The sequence below is a fragment of the Streptomyces sp. NBC_01775 genome (assembly GCF_035917675.1).
Classification (GTDB): Bacteria; Actinomycetota; Actinomycetes; order Streptomycetales; family Streptomycetaceae; genus Streptomyces.
Genome location: NZ_CP109104.1, coordinates 5125086 through 5149315 on the forward strand (window position 1 = coordinate 5125086; position 24230 = coordinate 5149315).

The 24230-nt window shown below is 68.3% G+C and carries 24 protein-coding genes and 3 pseudogenes; 9 read left to right on the forward strand and 18 right to left on the reverse strand.

All coding sequences use genetic code 11. The annotated features are described in order from the left end of the window. Nucleotides 1–247: 247 nt before the first annotated feature. From OHB04_RS22930 to OHB04_RS22945, 5 genes and pseudogenes are all read right to left on the reverse strand, one after another. Nucleotides 248–601, reverse strand: a complete 354-nt coding sequence (locus tag OHB04_RS22930) for a hypothetical protein (protein ID WP_326689536.1) — start codon at nt 599–601, stop codon at nt 248–250. Between the two features lie 171 nt (nt 602–772). Next, nucleotides 773–916 carry a hypothetical protein gene (locus OHB04_RS41895; protein WP_405804282.1) on the reverse strand — a complete coding sequence of 48 codons (144 nt, stop codon included), beginning with the start codon at nt 914–916 and terminating at the stop codon, nt 773–775. Nucleotides 917–930: 14 nt separating this feature from the next. After that, nucleotides 931–1074, reverse strand: coding sequence for a hypothetical protein (locus OHB04_RS41900; protein ID WP_405804280.1), 144 nt, complete (start codon nt 1072–1074; stop codon nt 931–933). Next, the gene (locus OHB04_RS22940; RefSeq protein ID WP_326689537.1) at nt 1071–1283 is read right to left on the reverse strand and encodes an excisionase family DNA-binding protein; all 213 of its coding nucleotides are present in this window, start codon (nt 1281–1283) and stop codon (nt 1071–1073) included. Before OHB04_RS22940 ends, OHB04_RS41900 begins: the two co-directional genes overlap by 4 nt. Beyond that, nucleotides 1280–1597 (reverse strand): annotated as a pseudogene (locus OHB04_RS22945) (replication initiator); the annotation flags it as partial. The gene OHB04_RS22940 and the pseudogene OHB04_RS22945, both read right to left, overlap by 4 nt. Nucleotides 1598–1719: 122 nt before the next feature. On the opposite strand from OHB04_RS22945, the gene OHB04_RS22950 reads away from it, so the two are divergent. Next, nucleotides 1720–2292 carry a GNAT family N-acetyltransferase gene (locus OHB04_RS22950; protein WP_326689538.1) on the forward strand — a complete coding sequence of 191 codons (573 nt, stop codon included), beginning with the start codon at nt 1720–1722 and terminating at the stop codon, nt 2290–2292. Between the two features lie 17 nt (nt 2293–2309). Here OHB04_RS22950 and OHB04_RS22955 read toward each other — a convergent pair whose 3' ends face one another. The 4 genes from OHB04_RS22955 to OHB04_RS22970 all read right to left on the reverse strand — a co-directional run bounded on the left by OHB04_RS22955 (nt 2310) and on the right by OHB04_RS22970 (nt 5496). After that, the gene (locus OHB04_RS22955) at nt 2310–2447 is read right to left on the reverse strand and encodes a hypothetical protein (RefSeq protein WP_326689539.1); all 138 of its coding nucleotides are present in this window, start codon (nt 2445–2447) and stop codon (nt 2310–2312) included. A gap of 286 nt (nt 2448–2733) precedes the next feature. Then, a complete protein-coding gene (locus tag OHB04_RS22960; RefSeq protein ID WP_326689540.1) occupies nt 2734–3291 on the reverse strand; it encodes a hypothetical protein in 558 nt (185 codons plus the stop codon). 471 nt (nt 3292–3762) lie between these two features. Continuing rightward, nucleotides 3763–3963 carry an integrase gene (locus tag OHB04_RS22965; RefSeq protein ID WP_326689541.1) on the reverse strand — a complete coding sequence of 67 codons (201 nt, stop codon included), beginning with the start codon at nt 3961–3963 and terminating at the stop codon, nt 3763–3765. A gap of 489 nt (nt 3964–4452) precedes the next feature. Continuing rightward, entirely contained in the window at nt 4453–5496 is a 1044-nt protein-coding gene (locus tag OHB04_RS22970; RefSeq protein WP_326808200.1) for an AraC family transcriptional regulator, read from the reverse strand. Nucleotides 5497–5563: 67 nt separating this feature from the next. On the opposite strand from OHB04_RS22970, the gene OHB04_RS22975 reads away from it, so the two are divergent. Then, nucleotides 5564–6805, forward strand: coding sequence for an MFS transporter (locus tag OHB04_RS22975; RefSeq protein WP_326808201.1), 1242 nt, complete (start codon nt 5564–5566; stop codon nt 6803–6805). Between the two features lie 709 nt (nt 6806–7514). On the opposite strand, the gene OHB04_RS22980 is transcribed toward OHB04_RS22975, so the two are convergent. Continuing rightward, nucleotides 7515–7706, reverse strand: a complete 192-nt coding sequence (locus tag OHB04_RS22980; RefSeq protein ID WP_326808202.1) for a hypothetical protein — start codon at nt 7704–7706, stop codon at nt 7515–7517. Between the two features lie 1329 nt (nt 7707–9035). Here OHB04_RS22980 and OHB04_RS22985 point away from each other — a divergent pair. Next, nucleotides 9036–9569 (forward strand): hypothetical protein, encoded by a 534-nt coding sequence (locus OHB04_RS22985; protein ID WP_326808203.1) that lies wholly within the window; start codon nt 9036–9038, stop codon nt 9567–9569. A 266-nt stretch (nt 9570–9835) separates the two neighbouring features. Here the strand turns inward: OHB04_RS22985 and OHB04_RS22990 are convergent. Then, nucleotides 9836–10828: pseudogene (locus OHB04_RS22990) on the reverse strand (TerD family protein); the annotation flags it as partial. A 664-nt stretch (nt 10829–11492) separates the two neighbouring features. Between OHB04_RS22990 and OHB04_RS22995 the strand changes: the two are divergent. Next, nucleotides 11493–11819 (forward strand): hypothetical protein, encoded by a 327-nt coding sequence (locus OHB04_RS22995; RefSeq protein ID WP_326808204.1) that lies wholly within the window; start codon nt 11493–11495, stop codon nt 11817–11819. Between the two features lie 516 nt (nt 11820–12335). On the opposite strand, the gene mltG is transcribed toward OHB04_RS22995, so the two are convergent. Beyond that, nucleotides 12336–13130, reverse strand: a complete 795-nt coding sequence (gene mltG, locus OHB04_RS23000; protein ID WP_326689546.1) for an endolytic transglycosylase MltG — start codon at nt 13128–13130, stop codon at nt 12336–12338. Between the two features lie 28 nt (nt 13131–13158). Further along, complete coding sequence (locus OHB04_RS23005) at nt 13159–14253, reverse strand: zinc-binding dehydrogenase (protein ID WP_326808205.1); 1095 nt, start codon at nt 14251–14253, stop codon at nt 13159–13161. A 241-nt stretch (nt 14254–14494) separates the two neighbouring features. On the opposite strand from OHB04_RS23005, the gene OHB04_RS23010 reads away from it, so the two are divergent. After that, nucleotides 14495–15166: a pentapeptide repeat-containing protein gene (locus OHB04_RS23010; RefSeq protein ID WP_326689548.1), complete on the forward strand. Its 672-nt coding sequence runs from the start codon at nt 14495–14497 to the stop codon at nt 15164–15166. A gap of 120 nt (nt 15167–15286) precedes the next feature. Beyond that, nucleotides 15287–16582: pseudogene (locus OHB04_RS23015) on the forward strand (glycoside hydrolase family 27 protein); the annotation flags it as partial. Nucleotides 16583–16772: 190 nt separating this feature from the next. On the opposite strand, the gene OHB04_RS23020 reads toward OHB04_RS23015, so the two are convergent. From OHB04_RS23020 to OHB04_RS23030, 3 genes are all read right to left on the reverse strand, one after another. After that, nucleotides 16773–17051, reverse strand: a complete 279-nt coding sequence (locus OHB04_RS23020; protein ID WP_326689550.1) for a DUF2630 family protein — start codon at nt 17049–17051, stop codon at nt 16773–16775. 241 nt (nt 17052–17292) lie between these two features. Continuing rightward, complete coding sequence (locus OHB04_RS23025) at nt 17293–17805, reverse strand: hypothetical protein (RefSeq protein WP_326689551.1); 513 nt, start codon at nt 17803–17805, stop codon at nt 17293–17295. Nucleotides 17806–17916: 111 nt separating this feature from the next. Continuing rightward, nucleotides 17917–18492 carry a TerD family protein gene (locus OHB04_RS23030; protein WP_326689552.1) on the reverse strand — a complete coding sequence of 192 codons (576 nt, stop codon included), beginning with the start codon at nt 18490–18492 and terminating at the stop codon, nt 17917–17919. A gap of 214 nt (nt 18493–18706) precedes the next feature. On the opposite strand from OHB04_RS23030, the gene arfB reads away from it, so the two are divergent. Further along, nucleotides 18707–19147 carry an alternative ribosome rescue aminoacyl-tRNA hydrolase ArfB gene (gene arfB, locus OHB04_RS23035; RefSeq protein ID WP_326689553.1) on the forward strand — a complete coding sequence of 147 codons (441 nt, stop codon included), beginning with the start codon at nt 18707–18709 and terminating at the stop codon, nt 19145–19147. Nucleotides 19148–19306: 159 nt separating this feature from the next. On the opposite strand, the gene OHB04_RS23040 is transcribed toward arfB, so the two are convergent. Next, on the reverse strand, nt 19307–19846 hold the full coding sequence (locus OHB04_RS23040; RefSeq protein ID WP_326692847.1) for a flavin reductase family protein: 540 nt from the start codon (nt 19844–19846) through the stop codon (nt 19307–19309). Between the two features lie 397 nt (nt 19847–20243). Here OHB04_RS23040 and cdgB point away from each other — a divergent pair, with 397 nt between their 5' ends. Continuing rightward, complete coding sequence (cdgB, locus tag OHB04_RS23045; RefSeq protein WP_326689554.1) at nt 20244–21992, forward strand: diguanylate cyclase CdgB; 1749 nt, start codon at nt 20244–20246, stop codon at nt 21990–21992. A gap of 93 nt (nt 21993–22085) precedes the next feature. Beyond that, nucleotides 22086–23120: a hypothetical protein gene (locus tag OHB04_RS23050; RefSeq protein WP_326689555.1), complete on the forward strand. Its 1035-nt coding sequence runs from the start codon at nt 22086–22088 to the stop codon at nt 23118–23120. A 121-nt stretch (nt 23121–23241) separates the two neighbouring features. Here the strand turns inward: OHB04_RS23050 and OHB04_RS23055 are convergent, their stop codons facing one another. After that, nucleotides 23242–24174 (reverse strand): 1-phosphofructokinase family hexose kinase, encoded by a 933-nt coding sequence (locus tag OHB04_RS23055; RefSeq protein ID WP_326689556.1) that lies wholly within the window; start codon nt 24172–24174, stop codon nt 23242–23244. Nucleotides 24175–24230: the final 56 nt, after the last annotated feature.

Below are 24230 nucleotides of genomic sequence, written 5' to 3' on the forward strand. Positions count from 1 at the left end.
GTCCCGGAGTGGGCCAGATTAGCCGGAGTCGGTGAGAGTAGGAGTGGGTGAGACACCCCCTCTGAACTGGCCGTTCCGGAGTAGCTGGAGTGAGCCAGAGTACGCCGGAATAAATCCTGCCGACTTGTAAACAGAAGGTCGTCGGTTCGAATCCGACAGGCGGCTCCGCAGGTCAGAGGCCCGTCCCGGGGTTCCGGGACGGGCCTCTGTGGTGCCGTACAGCAGCGGAGTACAGCAACGACGATGATCACTGCGGGCTGGGGCTCTCACGGTGGTGACGGTCAGGGGCGTCCGGCTGGGAGCGATCGGTGGCGCTGTAGGTCCGCCGCTCGGCAGCCCCGGTGCTGATGTCGCCGTACAGCACTTCGGACAGAGCTTTCTTGGTGATCACCTTTGAGAGGTAGCCGGAGCCGAAGGCTATGTTCATCACCACGTACCAGAACTTCTCCGCACTCGTTCTTTCGACCAAGCCGTACTCGCTGAGCGCCTTCTTGACGGGAACCTTCGAGAAGTACGACGCGCCGAAGGCCAGGCATCCGAGCACGTACCAAAAAGCCTCCGCGCTTGTCGTACGGCCCTGACCGAGGACCTGCTGTGACATAGCTTCCACCTCCGTAGAGCTATCGCAGGGCCCGGCTTGCAACTGTCGGGTCCGTATCTCCCATTCTGCGCCGTAATGGGGTAATGGCAATGGCAACTGACAGAGCCCCGTCCGCGCTGAGGACGGAGCTCTGCTGAACCGAGGTGATGGGCCGTACGCCAAGCCGGGCTGCTACTCGGCGGTGCGGCTCCCAGGGCCCTGGCCGAAGCCGTGGGAGAGCCGTTGCAGTGCCTCGCGGATCTCCTCGTCGCTCGCCTCCGAGTACACATCGAAGGTCATCGTGAATTTGGAGTGCCGCAAGATCCGCTGTGCCACCTTGGGGTGCACCTTCATGGCGACGAGGAGTGAACCGGTGGTGTGCCGGGTGTTCCGGAGCGGATGGCCCGGACGCCGGCTTGGCGGATGCGGACGGCGAAGCCGCCGTTGCGGTAGGGGTAGATGGAGCCTTCGCCGTTGCCGCGCTTGCCGTTCATGCGGACCACCTCATGGGTTCGTCCGTCTCGGCGGCGCAGCGCTCGATGAAGTCGTCCACCCAGGCCGGGAGAATGCGGCGGTTGCGGCCGATCTTGACGGAGCGGATCTCGCCGGTCAGGACGAGCATCTTGGTCTTGGAGAGGCCGAATCCGAGCATGGCGGCGACCTCGGTGGTGGTGTGCCACTTGGGTGTGATGGCCGTCGTCATTCGGCGTTGTCTCCTTCCGTGGTGGGGCTGGTTGGGGTGGTGGCGAGGGATGCGGATAGCCATTGCTCGGTGGGGGTGAGGCCCGCTCCCGTGTAGGTCCAGTGGGCGAGGACGAGGGTGGTTTCCTGCTCGCTGTCCACCGGCTGTGGGTCTTCGCCGCGTTGGATGGCGGCTTGCAGGCGTTGCCATTGGGCGCGGGCGGTGCGGAGGGCGCCGAGGGTGGTGGAGTAGCGGCGGGTTTTGGTGGAGAAGTGGCCCCGGAAGCCGAGCATGTGTGCCCAGGCGCGCAGGCGGAGGTGTGCGAGTGACGGGCGGGGGGCGGCCGAGGTCGAGCCGATGCGACCTGTCGGCGACTAGACGAGTAGTTCCGATGTGGTGGTGCAGTGTCATCGGGGGTTGAGTGGTGTCACCAAGTACGTTGTGACATCGTGCCGCCATGACCATCGCGGTTCGCCCGGCTTCGGCCTTCGAGGAAGTCCGTACCCTGGTCGGTCCAAAGTCACCTGGGGCCAACGTCTGCTGGTGCCTGAGCTACCGGATCCCGTCCAAGCTCAACAACGAGCTTCGCGGGCCAGCCCGCGGTGCGTACGTCGCCGAGCTGTGCCGTACGGATCCCCCTCCGGGGGTGCTCGCCTACGACGGAGACGAGCCGGTCGGCTGGGCCGCCGTAGCGCCGCGCTCGGACACATCCTTCGCGCGCAGCCGCAAGATTCCGCACGTTGACGACCTGCCAGTCTGGTCACTGTGGTGCATCCGCGTACGCCCTGGTCATCGCAAGAGGGGGATCTCGCACGCCCTGATTGCCGGTGCGGTCGAGTTCGCCCGTGCCCACGGCGCACCGGCGATCGAGGCGTACCCGCTCGACAGCAGTGGCGCCAAGGTCGACGTGACGATGGCGTACGCCGGGCTCCGGGAGAACTTCGAGCGCGCCGGGTTCACCCACGCCGCCGACACCACCTCGGTGCTGGCCGGTCATCCCCGAGTCCTGATGCGACTCGACCTGCGCTGATAGAGCAGCCCGGCGCCTCAACGGCCGCAGGACGGCTGGCCGCCGAGTTCCATCCGGCCGAAGACCTTGATCAGCTTCTGACCCCCAGGCTCGCCCGTCGCGTAAAGCGTGCCGTCATCGCACGCGTCGAAGGCCGCCCTGCCTACCTCGAACACGGCGAGCTACCACCGGCCCAGCCCGATATTCGGCACGGAGCACCCTGTCACATGACTTAAGACGGTGTCCTACATGGCGAGTTTGAGAAACCACTTGTTGCAGTACATGGCTACGGCGAGGCTGAGGGAGGCCGGGTGGTTGCGGCGGCCCAGTCGTTCGCTCTACTCGATGCCCTTGCGGGTGAGCCGCAGGCCAATCAGTCAGAGCATCGTCAACAAGGGCCGACGAGGCCACCAACCGGGGCCACGGGTGAGAAAACCCCGCCACCCGGCAGCTCAGGCCTTCTCATACGCAATCCCACAGGAAGCGGCCCTCCTTGCCGTCCGGCGAGACGAAAATCCAACAGGCCCCCCACCCGCTTTGGCCCCAGGCTTGATAGCACGGAACAAGGTCTTCCGTCACAATGCCTTCTTCTGTCAGTCCGTCGAGCGGGAGCCAATCCTCCAGTTCCGACGTGAGCTGGATCACCAGTTTCCAACCGACCCCCGGGTAGCGCTCCTCATGGATCCAATTCGGTTCCACCCCTGGGCCACCGAGGAATACGCACGTTTTGGCTTCGGCCAAACGTAGCCGATGGTCGACGCATGCTGCGGGCCCTTTGGCCTGCGCCCGCACGGACACGAAGTCTGGTACTCGCCCTCCCGGTTGGATTATCACTGCATTTTCGCCCCCCTCTGCGTACGCGGTCTCGCCGGAAAAATCCTCACCGCGCACGAAAAGGTAAGCGAGGCGGCCACCATCCAGCGTGAACTGACCCAGGAATTGCATAGGTTCACCGGTGGCACGCGATAGCGGCCATTGCGGTTCCTCCAACCAGACAGGCTGTCCGCCGACCTTGGTCACCGGCTCCCGTATAGGCCCCTCGGAGGAGACGACCTCAAGACAGGCGCCAGGCTGGTACATGGAAACTCCTCGCAAAGGACGTTGGGTGAGTACGAGCTTGCCCTGGCACACGGGTCCTGTCAGCACCTCACCGCGATCACTGTGCGGGAAGCGGTCATGGCTCTCACCAGCGGCCTGCACGAAGCTGACTGGCAAGAACGGCCGCAACGGCGTTCCGTTCGAAGCCCTGCTTCTGACGGCAGTCATGACGGCCACGACGGCACACACAGGCAGTCAGCCTCCGCCCTCGGCGCACGGTTCGCGAGCTTGCGGCGAGCACCGATGGGCCCGTGCCCGAATCTTGTGAACAGAAGGTCGTCGGTTCGAATCCGACAGGCGGCTCCGCAGGTCAGAGGCCCCGTACCGGGATGGGTACGGGGCCTCTGGCGTTGGCGTTGACATCAGTTCTGACATCAACGGCTGCGGGGAAGATCAGATGCGGGCGGGAACGCCGCTCGCTCCGTCATCGTCGTCGCCCTCGTTGATGTCACGCAGGGCGTCGCCCACGCGGTCGAAGGCGGATCGCTGGGAGTCGAGCCGCACGAAGGTGTAGATGTCCATGGTCACGCGGATCGAGCTGTGCCCGAGCACCTGCGTGATCGTCCGGGCGTTGGCGCCCTGCTCATGCAGCAACGAGGACCATCGATCTGTGTTGTCGCTAGGGGGATCAGCGCCTCGATGTGCTTCACCAGGATCCCGTGCAGCGCGCACAGCTCTTCGTACCGGGGTAACGCCGACCGCTGCGCCACAGCCGTACTGATCGTTGTTCTGATCTCCGTTACATCCACCGGTCGGCCATCTTCCCCGGGCTTGGGTGGTGTGAACGGGTAGCCCGTAGAGGTCGAGAAAGGGGCTGCCTCGGAGGAAGTTCCGGGTCAGCCCTCAGAGTCCGGGTGGTGCTTGTTACTTGACCCGGTGCGGCCCCGTCCTCGGAGCGGGTCAGCAGCTCACCGAGCTGCCACTGATGCGGGCCACTGGCGCTCCCGGCAGAACCGCACGCGCCGAAGACCACCCGGCCTACCTCGAACACGGCGAGCTACCAGCGACGTCGTAACCTCGCAGGATTGCGTTCGATACCAGCAAGTTTTTCAGCCGCCGTGAATCCCACTTTCTCGACCGCCGCTAACTCGCGTCCCTCTCTGCGTCAGTCCCCTCATCAATAGCCTTTGAACGTGGGGTTTCTCTGCTGGCGCCGGGCGGCTGGCCGGTGACGCGTTTGAAGGCACGACTGAATGCGGCCTGAGAGGTGTAGCCGAGGCGTTGCGCCACGGACTGGATCGTCAATGTGTCCTGGGCCAGCCACTGGCCGGCGATGAGCATTCGCAGCTCCGTGGCGTAACGGAGGGGCGGCATGCCGATCGTAGTCTGGAATCGGTCTGCGAAGACGGACCGGGAGACATTGCATTCCGCTGCCAGCTCTGCCACGGTCCAGTGATGCCCGGGGTGCCTGTGCAGGGCCAGGATGGCGCAAGCCAGGCGGGGGTCGCGCAACGCGGCCACCAGGCCAGAAGAATTGTCGCATCCGCATTCGATCCAGCCCCGCACGATCATGGCCGCCGCCACTTCGGCCAGACGAGCAAGGATGCCGGCGAAGCCCACGCGTGCGGAGCAGACTTCGCGCCTCATGGACGTGAGGATCGGCACGAGCCCGGGATAACGCTTCCCCCCGGCATCGACCAGCATGACATCGGGCATTAGCTGGCTGAGGCCCTGCATTCCGCCGAGGTCGAACTCCATGAAGCCGTTGAAGAGGATCGCGCTGGGAGTCGGGTCAGCGCTCGGGCAGGCATTCACATCACAAACCGCGTTGCTGAGCGGGACCGCATTGAAACTGTCTATGCCCTGGACCGGTGTGTCCGGACCGGAGAGCAGCTGATGGGACTCGCCGTGGGGCATGAATACGGCGTTGCCGGCCGAAAGCTCGTGGACAGTTCCGTCCTCGGTGCGCAGGACGGCGGAGCCGACGGCGAGGAAGTGGAAATAGGCACGTCCGGGCTTGGCCTCGAAATTGAGGCCGAACCGCGGGCCGACGTGGACGCGACGGTACCGAACACCGCGTAGCCGCATGCTGGTCAGCAGTTCGCTGATGAGGTCAGACGACAGGGCGAACTGCCCTGCAGCCCTTCCGTTCGGAGTCTCGGTCAAATATTGCAGACTTTCTGTCATAGCTCATCCTGAAGTTCGCGTGCAGGCTTGACTTGACCCTTTCACGCGATTCAGGAGAAGCAAACAGTTGAGTAGTGATGTGTGCGACACCGTGCCCGAGGCCAACCCTGGCGAAGCGGCCGATGTGGAACTGGTACCGCCCCAACCGGTCTCATCGTCTTGGGCGGCGGTGTTCTCGCTGGCGATGGGTGTGTTCGGGTTGCTGACGGCGGAGTACCTGCCGGCCAGCTTGTTGACTCCGATGGCAGCAGATCTAGGCGTGTCGGAAGCTTTGGCGGGGCAGGCGGTGACTGTCACGGCGGTGGCAGCGATGATTTCCGGGTTGTTGACGGCGAGCCTGACCCGGAGGATCGACCGAAGGGTCGTGTTGCTCGGCTTCACCGTCCTGTTGATCATCTCCAATCTGCTGGTGGCCGTGGCCGCCAACGTCGTGGTGCTGTTGCTGATGCGAATCCTGCTGGGCGTCGCACTCGGTGGCTTCTGGAGCATGGCGGCGGCAGTGGCGATGCGGCTGGTGCCCGCGGCTTTGGTTCCGCGTGCAGTATCGATCATCTTCAGTGGCATTGCGATAGCGACCATCGTGGCGGTGCCGCTTGGCAGCTACCTCGGCGAGCTGTCCGGTTGGCGCAGCACCTTCCTGGTGGCGGCTGTACTCGGAGTGGCGACGTTGGTGTTCCAACTGTTCGCGCTGCCCCGGATGGCGCCCCATGGCACGGCACGGCTGGGCACGTTGTGGGAGGTGCTGCGACGCCCGGGCTTCGGGATGGGCATTGTAGGGATGCTGCTGGTTCACATTGGGCACTACGCGCTGTTTACCTATATCCGGCCTGCTCTGGAAAACGTGGTGAAAGTCGACGTCGATGAATTGACGCTGCTGTTGTTCGTCTTCGGAGTGGCGAACTTCGTGGGCACGCTGGTGGCCGGATGGCTTTTGGAGATCAGCCTGCGCCTGACGTTGGCACTGACACCGGTGCTGATGGGTGTTGCAGCACTGGGCCTGGCGCTACTTCCCGCCGGGCAAGCTGGGTACGTAGCTCTGGTGGTCCTCTGGGGCCTGGCCTTTGGTGGCGTATCGGTGGCATGGTCGAACTGGGCGACTCGTATGGTGCCTGACCAGGCAGAAAGCGCGGGCGGGCTCGTGGTGGTAGGCGTGCAGTCTGCTATCGCCGGCGGAGCTGCGGCAGGCGGTGTGATGTTCGGCATTGGCGGCGTCATCACCGTATTCACTGTCTCTGGCGTCGTGTTGCTCGCCTCCGCGTTGCTGATCGTATTGCGGGTGAAAGCGCCCCGACGCCTCGTAAGGAACTGATTTATCGGTGCAGTTCTGAGAGATACGGCCGACTCGCAAGGACCGCGGGAGGACGTGACGGTGCTGCCGTCATACGCCGCCGATTCTGGGCGAGAACGGCTCACCGTATCGATCTCAGCCCATTGGGGTCTGTTGCAAAGATTTGATCTCGACCGTTGATGATCACGTTCTGTGGGACGCGGAAACCCGACGACCGGCCTGTGGGCGCACTTCTGTTGCTGGACCCTGGTAGATGCCGCCGATGGCGTCGAGTGTGGGTTGCTTCGTTTCTGGCCGGCCGACTGGCACACCTCACGGGTGACAACGCCGTGTACGCGTGACAAACGCCGTGTACGCGTGACGATTGCCCGCCATCCCGTGGTGCTGGAAGGTCCTCGCCCGCATCGTCGGAGATGGTCAGTCCGCGTGCCACAGGTGGGCCGGAAAGGGCGGGGATTCACGCGAGGTTCGGGGCCTGACGGGTGCGCAGTCAATGACCGGACCCGTGCACAGCTCTCGTAATTCAGTCAGTACCCGCTCCTCCCTCGTTCCTGACGCGGGTGTGGTCGTGTGCGTGTGTCGCGGACAGCCGACAGCACGAACAAACGGAGGGGCGGTTTCGTCCCCTCCGTTTGTTCATTCCTATGGCAATTCTTGAAACCCGGAAACGGGATGGGCTGATCCGCTGAAGGGCGTGTTCTGCGAGGTGGCGTCCTTCGAGGAGGAGCCGTCAAGCTGCTGTGGCCAGGTGTATGACCTGCCCCGCAGGGATCATCCAGGGATCCGGTCCACTGCCACCGTGGCCGAGCTCCCTGCCCTCGTCCTTCTTCTTGAGGAAAGTCAGGAGTTGGGTAGTAGCCGCGACAAGGGCGCCGAGGCCGCCAAAAAAAGTACCGAGGGCTTGAAGAAGTTCGAGGAACATCGCACTCGCCTCCCCGCGCACGGGCCGGGCGCATACTCTACGGATTCACGAGGACAGGAAAATTGTCCTCGGGGCGGAGAAGGTGAAGGATCCGGCCCTTCCGGCAACTTCCCGCCACTTACGGCTCGCGCCACCCCGTATGGGGCTCTCGGTGGTCCAGCTATTCATGTGAATCAGCACGGCTTCCCTCCTCTCCTTCTCCGTAGAATATATGAGAGCGTCTCACTTTAATGGCACCGCGCCCGTCCGGTAAAGAACCAGTTCGATCCAGCGGCACGATCCGGCCACACTCCGTGGGCCGTGCCGGATGCGTGGCGAGGAGATGTGGTCAGCACCGGTCATGCCGAGGCCGGTGCTACGCACACGCAAGCTGCCGCATGCAGATCATCCGTCTCACGGAGGCTCAGTGGCCCCATGCTTCCCGAGCGCAGGGCTTCGACCGTCGCGCAGTGGCGGGGCAGTTGTCGGGGGAGCAAGGCAGTTTCAAAGGGACCGGCACGTCGGGTCAAGGAGCCCGAAGCGCAGGCTGCTGCCCTGGCTGTACCGGACCAACTCTGATTGCCACGTGAGGCCTTGTCATGCCCGGGGCCGGTCCGAGCGCGGGCGAGTGTGTACGGCCGGCACTTCGAGGAGTCTCCGTACCCGAGTCCGCCGGCGGGTCAGGTGCTTTACGTGGGCATCGCATCGCCGCCCATGACGTCCCGGAGCGGTACGCAGAACTTTCGCATGCGCGTGCGCTATTGCTTCTCGACCTGGCGGGAGTACCGGACGCCCCGACGGTGCAGTTGGGAGCGGACGGGCAGCGCGAGGCTCGGGCCGGGGGCGACCCGGGGGTGGTCGCGTGTCCGCACCCCGCCCTGCCCCGCCCTGCCCCACCGCGCCCGGGCGGGCAGATATCAGGGCCATACACAGGGTGCAACCCACACCAGGGACAGCTGACAGCTGCCTGCGGGGTTGCGTCACCGTGCCGCAGTGCGAACCCGGCTGCCTAGGCCCGCACATGAGTACGGGAGCTCAGGACGCCAGCATGGGCAGCCGGGCAGATTGGGCGGCATGACCACCTCGCCGCCCGACGACCTGCCGCCTTACGCAGCCCCCGGCACCCCTCCTCCGCCGTCCAGCCCGCCCGGCTACGGACCACCGCCGAGTGTCATGTCCGGTCATGGAGCCCCGCAGGGCCCTGGGGACCGCGCACCGTCCGAGCCGGCCGGATTCCCGGCATCGGCATCGGCTCCGGCTCCGGCTCCGGTTCTGGATCCGGTTCTGGATCAGGCTCCGGCTCCGGCTCCGCGGCGGCGTGGACTGATCGCCGCGGTAGTTGGCGCGATCGTGTTCGTACTGGTCGCGACGAGCGGCGCGGTCTGGTGGCTGAACCGGGGCGAGGAGGGGCCGTACGCCGGACGCCCCCGGGTGACGGATCACGAGGCGGGCCTGTCTTACGCGATACCGGAGGGCTGGAAGACGGCGAAGGGCGATCTGATCGACGCCTTCACCTCCTCGATCAGCGTCCGGGACAAGGCCGCCGACGCGGGCGGCATGGTCGCCGCGGGCCGCGCGGGAGCGGTGCCCCGGTCCGCTCTCCAGCGCCAGACCGAGGCCGCCGCACGGTCCAACGCCGAGTTCTTCTCCCCCGACGGCAAGACGCATCTCCTGGAGTCCCGATCGACCACCGTGGACGGCCGTTCGGCGTACACGGTCGCGCTCAAGACGAAGAGCGAGGACGGCAGCATCGGTCATCTGCGGCTGACCCTCATCAAAGTGAGCGGAACGCGCAGCGCGTTCGTTCTCGGCGTCGCCGACAAATGGGGAGCACGGGGCAGCCGGACAGTCGACGACGTGGTGCGGAGCACGACGCTGGAATGACTTCGGAGCGGCGTTGGAATGCCGCCGTCTTCTGCATAAGGCGCACCCGCACCTTGGCGACAGCCCTCGCGACGTCCCTTGAGACCTCGACGACCTTGAGACCTCGACGACCTTGAGACCTCGACGACCTTGATGGCGTCGACGAGGACGAGTTGGCGGGGGTCGGCAGATCGACCAGGGCTACGTCGACTGTGGGTTTCACGAATTCGTCGCGTGAGCCGCAGTGGGGAACCGTCGCTATGACGTGCGGCTGCCGATGGTCAGCCTCATCGTGTGCCGGCGTGTTCCTTCGATAGCGCTCGTTGGAGTGCCGGTCGGTCCAGGTGGACCACCACTGTGGTGTAGAAGCGGTGGACGGCCTCGTCGACGCTGCGGATGAAGCCGGATTCGGTGTTCCCGCGGCTGCTGCCCATGCCTTTGAACAGGGACAGACGGAAGCCGGTGATCTGGGCGTCCGCGTTCTTCGGGAGCATGTCCGCCGGCTCCGGTCGGAGCCGTTCCAGTGTGCCCCGTGGGCCTCCCATCTCTCCTTCGACCAGTGTTTCGATGTGGAGGTCGGCCGGTGCCTCGGCCAGGCGACGGATAAGTCGTTTTGCCCAAGTCAGGGGGTGGCCGTTTTCGGGTGCTGGGATCTCGATGGAGCTGCGAAGCTTGCTGGTGCGCAGGTCGGCACTGATCGCCAGAATGCCTGGCGCACCCTCGAGCCGGATCTCCGCGTAAAGCCTCCCGTCGAGACAGAGCTGATCGGCCAGGTGACTGCGGCGTGCTTTCGGATCGGCACCACGCTTGGCGCGTTGGACCGGAAGAACCTTCTGTCCGAGTTCGCCACCAAGGCTGAGGCAGATCTGACGGATGAGTCGTTCCCAGCTCTCGACCACATCCAGGGCGTGCGGATCTCCCTTGCACAGGGTTTCGTCGTTGATTCCATTGCGTACGGGGACCCAGCCCGATCCCATGTTCTGGAAGCCATGGCAGCCCGAGTTCTCGTGTTGCAGGTAGTGGAGCAGTTCCTGGAGCAACCAGGCATGCACCTTGTCTCCGACTCCCTCGTGCCGGATCAGCGACTGTGCCTGGTAGGTGACTTCAGCCCACGACAGGTGCCAGAGAGCCACCTTGTGTTTCCGTCGTCCGTCGATCTTGACGTCAACGAGCGGGCTGCCTTCCAGCGCGACCTCGTTGGACAGCGTGATCACGGCCTCGTAGCCGCGGCGTGCGGCGATGTCCATGTATGCCTGCACCTGATCGGGCTTGAGGGCAATGGCCCCTGCGCCAGCCTCCCGTAGGCCCAATCCTTGGAGACCTTGTGGAAAGTCCTCCTGGTTCTGCGTCTTCGCCTCGCGGTGCGAGACCTCGTGGTGCGAGACCTCGCGGTCTGCGCGCTGTAGCTGATGGTCGAAGTGCGGCTCTTCGGCGTCGCAGTCGACGGACTCCCATGTGAGGCACAGATCTCCCCGCGTCGGAGGCCGCGTGAGCACCAGCCGGGTGTCGTGAGCGGCTCCGGCGGGCCGGACGGTTCACCCGCTCCGCGAAGGTCCGCGTCGCTCGCGCAGCGCCGATTCGCCGGTGGTCCCGCCGACGGCCTGTCACTCCGTACCGCAACTCCGATGTACCGTGCGCGTCACCGGACGGACGCGCACGGCCCGCGCACCGGACACGTTGCGATGATCGGTGGCATGCCGGTCAAACTTCCCGATGACCCCAAGCAGTCGACGCTCTACGCGGATTGGGCCCGCTCGGAGGCCCCGGACATGGTCGAGCAGGCCGACGAGCTGATCGAACGCGCGGAACTGGCCGGAGTGGTACAACGACCCCGAAAATTTCCTCGCCGACCTGGAGTGGCGGGCCTCGGATCTGCCGGCGGAACATCTTCCGTGGTTCTGGGACAACGTCGGGCACCTCCTGCTGCCCGGCTGGACAGCGGGGATGGCATACGGGGGCGCGCGCCGGGCGGAGCGGGACCACGGGCCCCCGGCCGACATCGATTACTGCGTACAGAACGCGCTCTGCTTCACCCGCCACAACGGGTTGAGGGGCGGGGCGATGGAGCGGCATCTCCAACGGCTGCGGGAACAGCTCGACGCAGCGGAAGCACACGCCGAGTTCGCCAGGTTTCTCCGGCAGTGGGCGGCCCACAACTCCCTGCCTCCGGCCGAGGACCTGCACGTGCTGATCCGGACCGCGGCGGCGGCGGCCGGGCGACGGACGTCCGCCGGTTGCGACGCCTCCGCTTGCCGGGCCATGGTCGTATGACGCGGCAGTACTCTCGGCGGGACAGTGTCTCGCCGGGGGAGTCAAGACATGGATACACGTGCGCCGCGTGCTCCAAAAGGCCGACCGGTTGTGGGTGTCGCGCTGGCCGCCGCTGCCCTCGTCACCATGTGGTGGGGGCTCGTCGGGGTCGGTACCGAGAATTTCGGGAGCGACTGTCTCTTCTATTTCGGTGAGACCGGGCCACAAGCCGATCACTGTCGGCAGGTGAACGACCGGGCGGAGGTATGGCTTCCCCGGCTGGTGGCCCTCGCGTGGACCAGCGCGGTTCTGTGTCTCCTCCTGCCCCGCCGGTTTCCTCCGGGGCGGCGCACAGCCGTTGGCTCAGCCGTCGCCTGCCTGGTCGTCGCCGTGGTGCTCGGGGCCCATGCCTTGTCCGTCTCCGGTCCGTGAGCCCTGCCGGAAACCCGGAAGCTGAGCCCTACCGGAAACCCGGAACCCGCTGGCGCATCGACGTCGCTCAGCGCTCCTCGTCGGCGCGGTCCGCGCGGTCCGCGCTCAGGCTCCGTTCCGCTGCTCCATGTTCTTCCTCTGTTCCGCGTTGAACTCCTCCACCCACTTCTGGTGCTGCTTGTAGTCCGCCGTGAAGCGGGTGTCGCCGGTTTTTACGGTGACGAAGAAGAGCCAGTCGCCCTTTGCGGGGTTCTTCGTGGCTTTGAGGGCTTCGGGGCCAGGGTTGTTGATGGGGGTCGGGGGGAGTCCCTTGTGGCGGTAGGTGTTGTAGGGAGAGCGGATGCGGGTGTCGGCGCGGGTGGTGTTGAGGGTGGAGCGGCCCAGGGCGTAGTTGATGCTGGAGTCCATCTGGAGAGGCATGTCGATTTTGAGGCGGTTTTCTATGACGCGGGCGACCTTGGCCATGTCCTGGGGATTGCCGGCCTCGGCCTGGACGATGCTGGCGATGACGAGGGTCTTGTAGTCGGTGGGGCCCGCCGCGCGGAGGCGGTTGTGCGCGGTCTTGGACATGCGGGTGACCAGCGCCTCGGGGGTCGTGCTGTCCTTCACGTGATACGTGGACGGGTAGAGATAGCCCTCCGGGTTTTCCTTCGCGGCGGCGGGGAGCTTGAGTTTGCCCTTGCGTGCGGCGCGCGCGGCGGCCTTCTTCGTCGTCCCGTCGGGGACGGAAAGCGCCTGGTCGGCCGCCTCGTACACCTGCGTCGCGCGCCACCCCTGGTGGACGACCAGGGTCTCGGTCCTGTTCCGCTGCCACTCCATGAAGAGCAGCACCCCCGCTGCCACGGACACCGCGCACAGCAGGGTGGCACCGGCAAGCCATCGCTTCCGCTTCGTGGTCATGGAGGAACGCTAGGCCAGCGAGCCCCTGTCAGGGGACCAGGGTTACCTTTCCGGAAGTTGCCCGCGTCTCCAGCGCGTGGTGGGCCTGCGCGGTTTCCGCGAGAGGGAACGTGTGAATGAGCGGTGTCAGTACGCCCTTGGCCGCCAGGCCGAGGGACTCGTCCTCCAGTTCGCGCTTGTGCGCCTGCATGAACGGGGCATCCAGCGGGCGGCGGGTGATGCCCAGCGCCGCCAGTTCTGCCTCGGTCGGCAGTTCCTCTTCGGCCGCTCGCTCGTCTTCGGCCGCTCGCTCGTCGTGGGCCGCTCGCTCGTCCCGTGACGGCTTCTCCCACGCTCGCCCGTCCCGTGACGGCTTGTCCCGCGCCGGCTCGTCGTCCGTCAGCAGGGAGGACGAGCCGCCGTACGCGTAGTGCGTGCTGCCGCGCGCGAGCAGCCCCAGCGCCGTACGGGCGAGCCGGCCGCCGGGGCCGTCGAACAGGTGACGTACGGGACGTTCGCCGTACGCCGCGCGGACGCGGTCGGCCCAGTCGGGGCGCGTGTAGTCCACGGCGAGGTCCGCACCCAGCCCCTCGGCCGTCGCCACCTTGGCCGGGCCGCCCGCCGCTCCGATGACGCGGGCGCCGCGGTGCTTGGCGTACTGCGTGAGGAGCGCGCCCATTCCGCCCGCCGCGCTCAGCACGAGCACGACGTCACCCGGCTCGATGTGCGCCCTGCGCAGTACGCCCATGACGGTGCGGCCGGTTCCGATCATGGCGACGGCGGCCGGGAAGGAGAGGTGGTCGGGGAGGGGCTGGAGGGCGGCGGCGTCGGCTACCGCCAGCTCGGCGTAGCCGCCCGGTACCGGGCCGAGGTGGACGGCCACGCGGCGGCCGAGCCAGCTTCCGTCGGTGCCCTCGCCGAGCGCCTCGACGGTGCCGGCGACCTCGCGTCCGGGGATCGTGGGCAGTTCGGGCAGGGGCAACGGGCCGAGCGCGCGGCCCGCGCGCAAAGTCGCGTCCAGGAGGTGCACGCCTGCCGCCGCGACGGCGATACGGACCTGGCCGGGGCTCGGCTGGGGATCGGGGGCTGTCTCGTACGTGAGATTCCCGGCGGGGCCGAAGCTGTGCAGACGGACAGCGTGCATGGGTGCTCCTTCTTCGGACTCTTCCGGCCCGTCGGGCTCCTCCGGCCCGGGGGGCTCTTCCAGCCCTGCCGGCTGCGGGCGTCTCTTCCGGCCCGTCGGGCTGTGAGCGGTTCCTCTGGGCCTGGTGCCGCAACCCTGCAACTTCAAGTGAGGTTCAAGTCAAGGGAAGGGGGAGAAGCGGGCGCGAGGACTGATCGACTGACGGCCCGTCAGCGTCAGTGGCGGCGGGCAGTATGACGGCATGGCGAAGTCATCAGTGCGCGAGGCGCGGCTCCCGGAGATCAGCCTGCCGGAGCTGCGGCCCTACGAGGGGCGGGGGCTGGAGCCCGACGGCGATTACGACGGGGTGCGCTTCGACGGGCTCGACCTGAGCGGCACCGACGGCGCCGGGGCCACTCTGCTGGACTCGGGGATGTACCGCTGCGCGCTGGACGAGGCCGCGCTCGGACGGCTTCGGGTGCTCGACTCGGTGCTGGAGGGGGTGTGGGGTGTCGGCACGGATTTGTCCGGTGCCGAGCTGAGAGACGTGGAGCTGCTGGACGCCCGGCTGGGGGGCATCCAGCTGCACGGGGCGCGGCTGAACCGGGTGCTGGTGCGCGGCGGGAAGATCGACTTCCTGAATCTGCGTCAGGCCAGGCTTACGGACGTGACCTTCGAGGGGTGCGTGTTGAACGAGCCGGATTTCGGGGGCGCCGCGCTGGAGCGGGTGGCCTTCCGGGACTGCGTGCTGCGCCGGGCCGAGCTGAACCAGGTGCGCCTCAAGGACGTGGATCTGCGCGGAGCGACGGAGCTGGACATCGTGACGGGGGTGGACCGGCTGGCGGGCGCGGTCATCAGTCCGGCGCAACTGATGGAGCTGGCCCCGGCGTTCGCCGCGCAGATCGGGGTGCGGGTGGAGGCGGGGCACACGTAAATCAACAACTCCCAGCGCCCGCGTCCCGGGGCTTCAACAGAGCCGAACACCGTCGTACGGTGAGGATCCAAAACTGTCGCGTACATGGCGATAGGTCGGTTGAGCGAGGAGGAGAACGGAATGCGCCCCACCGTGTTACGCCGTGCCACCCGCAACAGACTGGTCACCACCCTGGGAGCCGCCCTGCTCTGCGGCGCCGGCCTCGCGGCCCCCACGACCCCCGCCTCGGCCACGACCCCCGCCTCGGCCACGACGCCGGCCCCGGCTGCGGCCCCCGCCTCAGCCGCGACGTCGGCCCCGGCTGCCGCTCCGGCTCCGGCCCCCGGGGGCGGCCTCGCCCTCACCCCGCCGATGGGGTTCAACAACTGGAACGCCACGCACTGCGGGCCGGAGTTCGACGCGGAGATGATCAAGGGTGTCGCCGACACCTTCGTGGACAAGGGCCTCAAGGACGCCGGCTACGAGTACGTCAACCTCGACGACTGCTGGGCGGAGCCCGAGCGCGATGCCGACGGCAAGCTCGTCCCGCACAAGGAGCGCTTCCCCGACGGCATCAAGGCCGTCGCCGACTATGTGCACTCCAAGGGCCTGAAGATCGGTATCTACACCAGCGCGGGCACCCATACGTGCAACACCGAGCCGGGTATGCCCGGCGCGCTCGGCCACGAGGAGAGCGACGCCCGGCAGTTCGCCGACTGGGGCGTCGACTACCTCAAGTACGACAACTGCAACAACCAGGGTGTACCCGCCCAGGAGCGCTACACGAAGATGCGGGACGCGCTGGAGAAGACCGGCCGCGACATCGTCTACAGCATCTGCGAGTGGGGCGAGAACAAGCCCTGGGAATGGGCGGCCGGTGTCGGACACCTGTGGCGCACCACCGGCGACATATCCGATAACTGGAACAGCATGCTCGGCATCCTGAAGAAGAACCTGCCCCTGGCGCCCTACGCGGGCCCCGGGCACTGGAACGACCCGGACATGCTGGAGGTCGGCAACGGCGGCATGACCGACACGGAGTACCGCACCCACTTCTCGCTGTGGTCCGTGATGGCCGCGCCCCTGCTCATCGGCTCCGACCTTCGCGAGGCCGACTCCGCGACGCTGGAGATCCTGGGCAACAAGGAGGTCATAGCCGTCGACCAGGACCTGCTCGGCAAACAGGGCGAGGTGGTGTCCGAGGACGGCGGGCGCTGGGTCGTCAGCAAGGAGATGGCGGACGGCAGCCGCGCCGTGGCGCTCTTCAACGAGACGGGGCAGGAGCAGACGGTCACCACCACGACCGGCGACATCGGCCTGCCGGAGGCCGGTTCGTACGACGTGCGCGACCTGTGGAAGCACGAGGACGGCAGCTCGGCGGGCGACATATCGGCGGCCGTTCCCGCGCACGGCACGGTGCTGCTCCGGGTCTCCGCGCAGAGCTGATCTTCCGCGCGCGGGTGCGGAGGGCCGGCCGTCCTCGCGGAGGGCCGGCCGTCCGCGCCGGGAGCCGGCAAGGGGCGGCGCCCTTCGCACCAGGAGAGGGCTGTCCAAAGGAGGCTGTCCGCCTTGCGCCCGCACGCACCGGAAGACGCCCCGTGACGGGTAAACATCGCCGGTCACCGCACTAGGACAGGTAGCCCTCCACCTCCGAGGAGGGCCGCACCGAGGCGTCGCCCGGGTTGCCGCCGGAATCGTGTTTGGCGCGGCGCTGGCGCAGCAGGTCCCAGCACTGGTCCAGCTCGTACTCCACGCCGCGCAGGGCCGCGTGCTCCTCGGCGGTGGTCAGCTGCCCCTGAGCGAGCTGCTCGCGCAGCCGGTGCTCGTCCTCGACCAGTTGCTTGACCCGGCTGAGGATCTGCTGCTCGGCCTGCTTCTCGCGGCGCTCTTCGTAGGGCTGGCCCATGGGCTCCCACCTTCTTTCCGCTCGCCCTTCCACCCTAGGAAGAGGGGGCCGCGTCCGCGATTCGAAGCCCCGAGCCCTCACCTCACGCCCTCATCTCACGCACTCACCCCACGCAAGCGCCTCTCACCCCACGCAAGCGTCACTCACCGCGTGTCACCCGCCACGCTGAGCCCCGCGGTCCGCGCCGCGCCGGCTCGGTCACGGAGCATGACGCTCTTCAGACGCTTGGGAAACGGGCCGACTAGACGCGTGGGAAGCGGGCGGCCAGGTCCCAGACCGCGGGGTTGGTGTCCAGGCCCTCGTGCATGTCGGTGAGGTCGGCGAGCAGGTCGTGGAGGAAGTCGCGGGCCTCGCGGCGCAGCTCCTTGTGGGAGAAGGAGAGCGGGGTGGCGTCGCCTCCTGCCGGCTCCCTGGCCGTCCAGTCGGCGGTGATCTCCACCCAGCCGAAGCGGCGGGTGAAGCGCAGGCGCTCGGTGGACTCGGTGAAGTCCAGCTCGGCGCGGTGGGGACCGGCGGAGCGGGCGCCGAGGGGGTCGCGGTCCAGCTCCTCGGCGATGCCGCACAGCGCCCAGGCGAAGTCGAGGACCGGCACCCATCCCCAGGCTGTGGACAGCTCGCGGTCGGCGGCGGTGTCGGCGAGATAGACGTCGCCGCAGAACAGGTCATGGCGCAGCGCCCGTACGTCCGCCGTGCGGTAGTCCGTCTGCGGGGGGTCGGGAAAGCGGCGGGAGAGCGCGTAGCCGATATCGAGCACGGGCTGATGGTGTCACGCGCGGGTGGCGCTCCCCGCGTCGAGGAGCGCCACCCGTCACCGTGCGTGGTGTTACCCGTGGGCGCGCGGCTGGTGGCCGTGCGGCACGGGGTCTCAGACGTTGACGCCGAAGTCCTGGGCGATGCCCACCAGGCCGGAGGCGTAGCCCTGGCCGACGGCACGGAACTTCCACTCGGCACCGTTGCGGTACAGCTCGCCGAAGACCATGGCGGTCTCGGTGGCGGCGTCCTCGCTCAGGTCGTAGCGGGCGATCTCGACATCGCCGGCCTGGTTGATGATGCGGATGAAGGCGTTCCGCACCTGGCCGAAGTTCTGGCTGCGGTTCTCGGCGTCGTAGATGGAGACCGGGAAGACGATCTTGTCGATCTCGGCGGGCAGACCGGCCAGGTTGACCTTGATCTGCTCGTCGTCGCCCTCGCCCTCACCCGTGACGTTGTCGCCCGTGTGCACGATCGACTGGTCCGGGGTGGCCTTGTTGTTGAAGAAGATGAAGTGCTGGTCGGAGTAGACCTTGCCCTCTGCCGTGACCGCGATGGCGCTGGCGTCGAGGTCGAAGTCCGTACCGGTGGTGGTGCGCACGTCCCAGCCGAGGCCGACCGTGACGGCGGTCAGGCCCGGTGCCTCCTTGGTGAGCGAGACGTTGCCGCCCTTGGACAGGCTTACAGCCATGGGGTGTGCCCTTCTGTCGTGATCTGTGGATCTGTCGGAGATCTCCCGGGAGACCTGGTGCGAGGCCCTCGGCCGCGCACAGGGTCCACGACCTCACACCCTCCACAACGCAGCCGGGGGACGGACGGGTTCCAGCTTTCTTTGCCTTCTTTACGCTCACGGAGCGGACGCATCCAGGTAAAAGCGGATGACGGGGGCGCGACAAAGCCCGACCATGGAATGCATGTCCGGTCCCTATCTCATCCGTGGCTCGGTCTCCCTGCCGGAGGCCGAGCTGGCGTGGCGTTTCTCACGTTCGTCGGGACCCGGCGGACAGCATGTGAACACCAGCGACAGTCAGGCCGAGCTGCGCTTCGACCTCGCGGCGACCCAGTCGCTCCCCGAGGTGTGGAAGCGCCGGGCCCTGGAGCGCCTGGCGGGCCGTCTGGTGGACGGCGCCGTGCTGGTCGTACGGGCCAGCGAGCACCGCTCCCAGTGGCGCAACCGGGAGACGGCCGCCGTACGCATGGCCTCGCTGCTCGCGGAGGCGACGGCTCCGCCCCCGCCGCCGCGCCGCAAGAAGAAGGTGCCCCGCGGCATCAATGAGCGCAGGCTGCGGCAGAAGAAGCAGCGCGGCGATATCAAGCGGGGCCGCACCGGCCGCGGCTGGGACTGAGCCCTCCGGCCAAGTGCACCCGCGCCCCAAAGGGGCGCGGGGCCGTGACATGTGCGGCTCCGCCGCGTGGGCGCGACCAACCACGACGCACCCGCACCCGCACCCGCCCCCGCCGCGCGCCCACAACGGCACTTCCCGCGGAGCCTTCCCGCGGAGCGTTCAGCGCAGCGACCTGTAGCGCCCCTGGAAGTACGTCAGCGGGCCGCCCTCTCCCTGTGTGAGGCGGGTCGCCAGGACGCGGCCTATGACCAGGGTGTGATCCCCCGCCGTCATCCGCTGCTCGGTGCGGCATTCGACGGCGGCGAGCGCGTCGTCCACCAAAGGGGCGCCCGTGGCCGCGCCGCGGGTGTGGGGGAGTTCCTTGAAGAGGAGCCGGTCGCTGAGCCGCGCCTTCATTGCGAAGCGACCGGCGGTCTTGTGCTGGGCGTCCGTCAGCAAGGACACCGCCCAGAGGTCCTGGCGTGCCAGCAGCTCCTCCATCCGGGATTCGGTGCGCAGGCTGACCAGCACCAACGGAGGCTCCAGGGAAACGGACATGAAGGCGGTGGCCGTCATGCCGACGTCCTCGCCGCGCGCCGAATCCTCGGAATCGTGCGCCGTGACGAGTACCACCCCGGCCGCCAGCCGCGCCATGGCTGCGCGGAACTCCTCGTCGCTCACCCCCTCAGCATGGGGCATCTGCTGGGACGCGTGGGTCATCTGCTGCTGCACTGCGTGGGACACGTGCCCACGCTAACGATTTCCTCCCGGGCGCCGCATCGGACTCCGGGACCAGGCGGGGCCTAGGACCCGGGGCCCGTCGAAGCCCTCCGGAGGCCCTCCGTGCGGGGCCGGGGAAGGAGGACCGCCCCGGAACCGCTCCCATCCCCGGTATGGCGGGGCGGCGGCGAGGCGCACACGCCGCAGTCAACCAGTCGCACACTGTTGTGACTTGAGTCACAGAGGGCATTAATTGTTGACCCTGTGTACCGGGTGAACAGCTCGCTGTGATTCAGTGGCGGTGGCAGTCGCAGTATGGAAATGACAAGGCCGAAGGCCGGGGAGAAAGTCCCGCGAACGCTGGAGTTGAGGTACGAGGCTCAGCAGGGGGAGGGCGATGGAAACCGAGTCGGAGCCCTATGTCCGCCTCGCCAGTCTGCGTCAGCTGCACCAGGTCGTGGCGCAGCTCAACACCGCCCGCAGCCTTGCCGACACCCTTCAGACCGTGGCCGACGGCGTGGTCGAAGGACTCGGCTTCGAGATCGCCGCGGTGAACCTGGTGCGTGCCGACGGTGACCTCGTCGTCGCCGCGCTGGCCGGCAGCCCCGCCGCCGAGGCCATGATGGCGGGCCGCGTCGGCCCCCGCGCCTCCTGGGAGCGGCGGCTGGCGATGGGCGAGCAGTGGGGCGCTCTCCGCTTCATCCCGTACACCGAGGGCTGGGTCCTGGACGACGACGATGTGCCGCAGTGGCACACGCCCAGCACCATCAGGGACCGCCCCGACGCCTGGCACCCCATGGACCGGCTCTTCGCGCCCCTGTACGCCTCCGACGGCGAGCTGCTCGGCGTGCTGTCCGTCGACAAGCCGCGCAACGGCCGCCGGCCCGGCGCGTGGGGCTGCGAAGCGCTCCAGATGTACGCCTCGCAGGCCGCCATCGCGATCAGCAACGCCCGGCTGCGCTCGAACATGCAGCGGGCGCTGGTCCGCCTGGAGCGCGAGCAGCAGGCGCTGCGGTCCAGCGAGGAGAGCTTCCGGCAGGCGTTCGAGTACGCGCCCAGCGGCATGGCCGTGGCCGAGATGGGCGGCGACCAGCACGGGCGGCTGCTGCGGATAAACGACGCGCTGTGCCGGCTGCTGGGCCGCCCCGCCGCCGCCATGCGCCGCTACTCCTTCTCCGACCTGGTCCACCCCGAGGACATCGGCACGCTGCTGCGCACCTCGGCCGAGGGCGGCCGGGCCGAGCTGCGGCTGGCCCGGCGCGACAGCTCCTACGTCTGGGTCTCGCTGCGCAACTCGGTGGTGGCCGACACCGCCGACGGACCCCGCTATCTGCTCACCCACGTCGAGGACATAGAGGAGCGCAAGCGGCACGAGCTCCAGCTCGCACACCGCGCCAGCCATGACTCGCTGACCGGGCTGCCCAACAGCGCCGAGCTGCGGGCCCGTCTCAACAGCAGGCTGTGCGCGCTGCCGGGCCGCGCCGCCGGGGCCGAGGCCGGGCCGGGCGGTGACCTGTCCCGGCTGGACGCGGGCGGCTTCGGGTACGAGCAGGACGGCTTCCCCGACCTGGACGGGCTGGGCCCGCCTGGTGCCGGACCCGGGGGGATGGAGCCGTTCACCGGCCTCCACGGCGTCTCCGGCGCTGCGGCCGGGCGGCACGGCGCCGGCATGCCCGGTGTCTCGGGCGGCCTGGGCGGTCGGGACCACCATGTGCACGCGGTGCCGCCCGAGGGCGACGGGCCCGGTGAGAAGGGGCTGGCCGTCCTCTTCTGCGACCTGGACGGCTTCAAGTCCATCAACGACCGCTACGGCCACAACTGCGGCGACGCCGTCCTCATCGAGGTGGCGCGCAGGCTCTCGGCCGGGGTGCGGGACAACGACACGGTGGCCCGGCTGGGCGGCGACGAGTTCGTGGTGCTCGCCGACGGGCTCGGCCCCGCTGAGGCCCAGGACCTCGCGGTGCGGCTGCGGAACGCGATCATCCCCCCGATCAGGGTTGACGGCAGGGCAGTGCGGGTAGGCGCGAGCTTCGGAATCGGCTGGGCAGGCTGCGGAATGACGGCCGAAGAGGTCCTGCAATCCGCTGACCAGCGCATGTACATCGAGAAGCGGTCCCGGTCGAAGAGCCAGCGCCGGGCGGGTTAGCACTTTCCGTGGAGATCGGCTACGACCGCCACTAGAGATTCGCCCAAGAGAGGTAGGCTCGCCCGGATACCTGACGCAGTAGGGAGTGAGGGGATGACCGCCGAGAACAATGGCACGGGCGCCACACCGGGGGGTGGCGACGCCTCCCAGCCGGACACAGGGGCAGACGACGACCCGTTCGCCTACCTCTACCGGCAAGAGGGCGGCACCCAGCAGGCCTCTCCCGGTCAGCAGCCCGGCGTCCCCCGCCGTTCGTACAACCAGGTCCGCGCGGTCGGCGAGCGGCAGTACGGCTACGGATACCCCCAGCAACAGCAGCAGCGCGGCGGCTACGGCTACCCGCAGCAGCGATCCGGTGCCGGCGGTTACGGCTATCCGCAGCAGGCCCCGCCCCCGCCGCCCCAGCAGCCCAGCCCGCACTACGCCGCGCCCGAGACGATGGCCGGCGGGCGCGCCGCCTCGCGCCAGCAGGCCGGTGCCGGCGGCTACGGCTCCGGCTCCGGACGGCGCAGCCGCACCGGGCTGATGGTCGGAGCCATAGCCGTCGTCGCGGCCGTGGTCATCGGTATCGGCGCCGCGATCGTCTTCAACGACGGCAACCGCGCCCAGGGCAACGAGAGCGACGACGCCGGCACCTCCGAGCAGGCGGGCGGCGAGCCCGAAAAGGGTGAGAAGAACGACAACAAGAAGGACAAGCCCGCGCCCTCCGGGCTGCCCAAGGAGGACGCGGCCAGCCTCACACTCGCCGGTGGCACCCAGGCCGCCAAGGACATCCCGGGTGCCAAGGGCCGGGGCGGCACCTATGTCGCCGGTCTGAACAACCAGGGCGCCTCGGCGACGTGGGACATGAAGAACGTTCCGTCCCCCGGGCAGTACCGCCTTTACGTCCGCTTCGGGGTGCCCGGCAAGGACGCGGACGCCACGCTCACCGTCAACGGCAAGGCGGAGGGCCGTCCCCTCCAGATGAAGAACTTCTCGGGGACCAAGGAAGGCGACTGGGCCAAGGGCTGGCAGACCACCTGGTCGATCGTCCAGCTCAAGAAGGGCCAGAACTCGGTGAAGATCTCGTGCGAGTCCGGCAACCAGTGCGACGCCAATCTCGACCAGGTCTGGCTGAAGCGGAACTGACGCGGCACCCGCGCCGCCCACGGCGCGGGCTCGCCCACGTCGCGGGGAGCCGCGGCGCTGAGCCGGACGGCGCTGAGCCGGGCAGTGCTGAGGCGGCCGGTCAGGACGCGGTGCCGGACGGTCAGGGGATGTCGACCTGCTGGACCCTGACCGACGGCAGCAGCCGCGCGTAGGTCTCCTCGTCGAACTCGCCCGCCACCGGGGACCGTACGGTCGCCGCCGAGAGCGCCACCGCGCGGGCCAGCCGGTCCGGCCAGGGCAGCCCCTCCGCCAGGCCGGACAGCAGCCCGGCCACCGCCGAGTCACCCGCACCGGTGGGGTTGCCCGTCAGCCGCTCGGGTACGCCCGCGCTCCAGGTGCCGTCCTGGGTCACCATCAGCATTCCGTCGGCGCCGAGTGAGGCGGCCACCGCACGGGCGCCGCGCCGCTGGGCCGCACGGGCCGCGCGCAGCGGCTCGGAGGTGCCGGTGATGCCGGCCAGCTCGTGCGCGTTGGGCTTGACCAGTTCGGGCCGGGCCGCCAGCCCCCGGCGCAGCGGCTCGCCGCTGGTGTCCAGGAGCACCGGGGTGCGGGTGGTGCGGGCCTCCCGTACGAGTTCCGCGTAGGCGCCCACGGGTACGCCCGGCGGGAGGCTGCCGCACAGCGCCACCGCCTCGGTACCGGAGCGCAGCAGCAGGCGGTAGGCGTCGAGGAAGCTGTCCCACTCCTGGGGACCGACGTGCGGGCCCGGCTCGTTGAGCTGGGTGGTGTCGCCCGTGGACTCGTCCACCACGCCCACGGTGCGCCGGGTGCGCCCCGAGACCTCCACCAGCGCGTCGGTCACCCCTGTCCGGTCAGCCGCGAGCAGGGTCCGCAGCTCGCGCCCGGTGTCCCCGCCCGCGAAGCCGGTGACGGTCGTCTCGAAGCCGAGCGCGGCCAGCACCCGGGCCACGTTCAGGCCCTTGCCGCCGGGGCGCTCGGTCACCTCCCGCACGCGGTGCGACGCGTGCGGGGTGAGCCGGGGCACGCGGTAGGTGAGGTCGAGCGCGGCATTGAGCGTGACAGTCAGGATCATTGGCGCACACCACCCTCATCAACACACGGAACCAGCGTCACCGGCCCCCGCTCCGG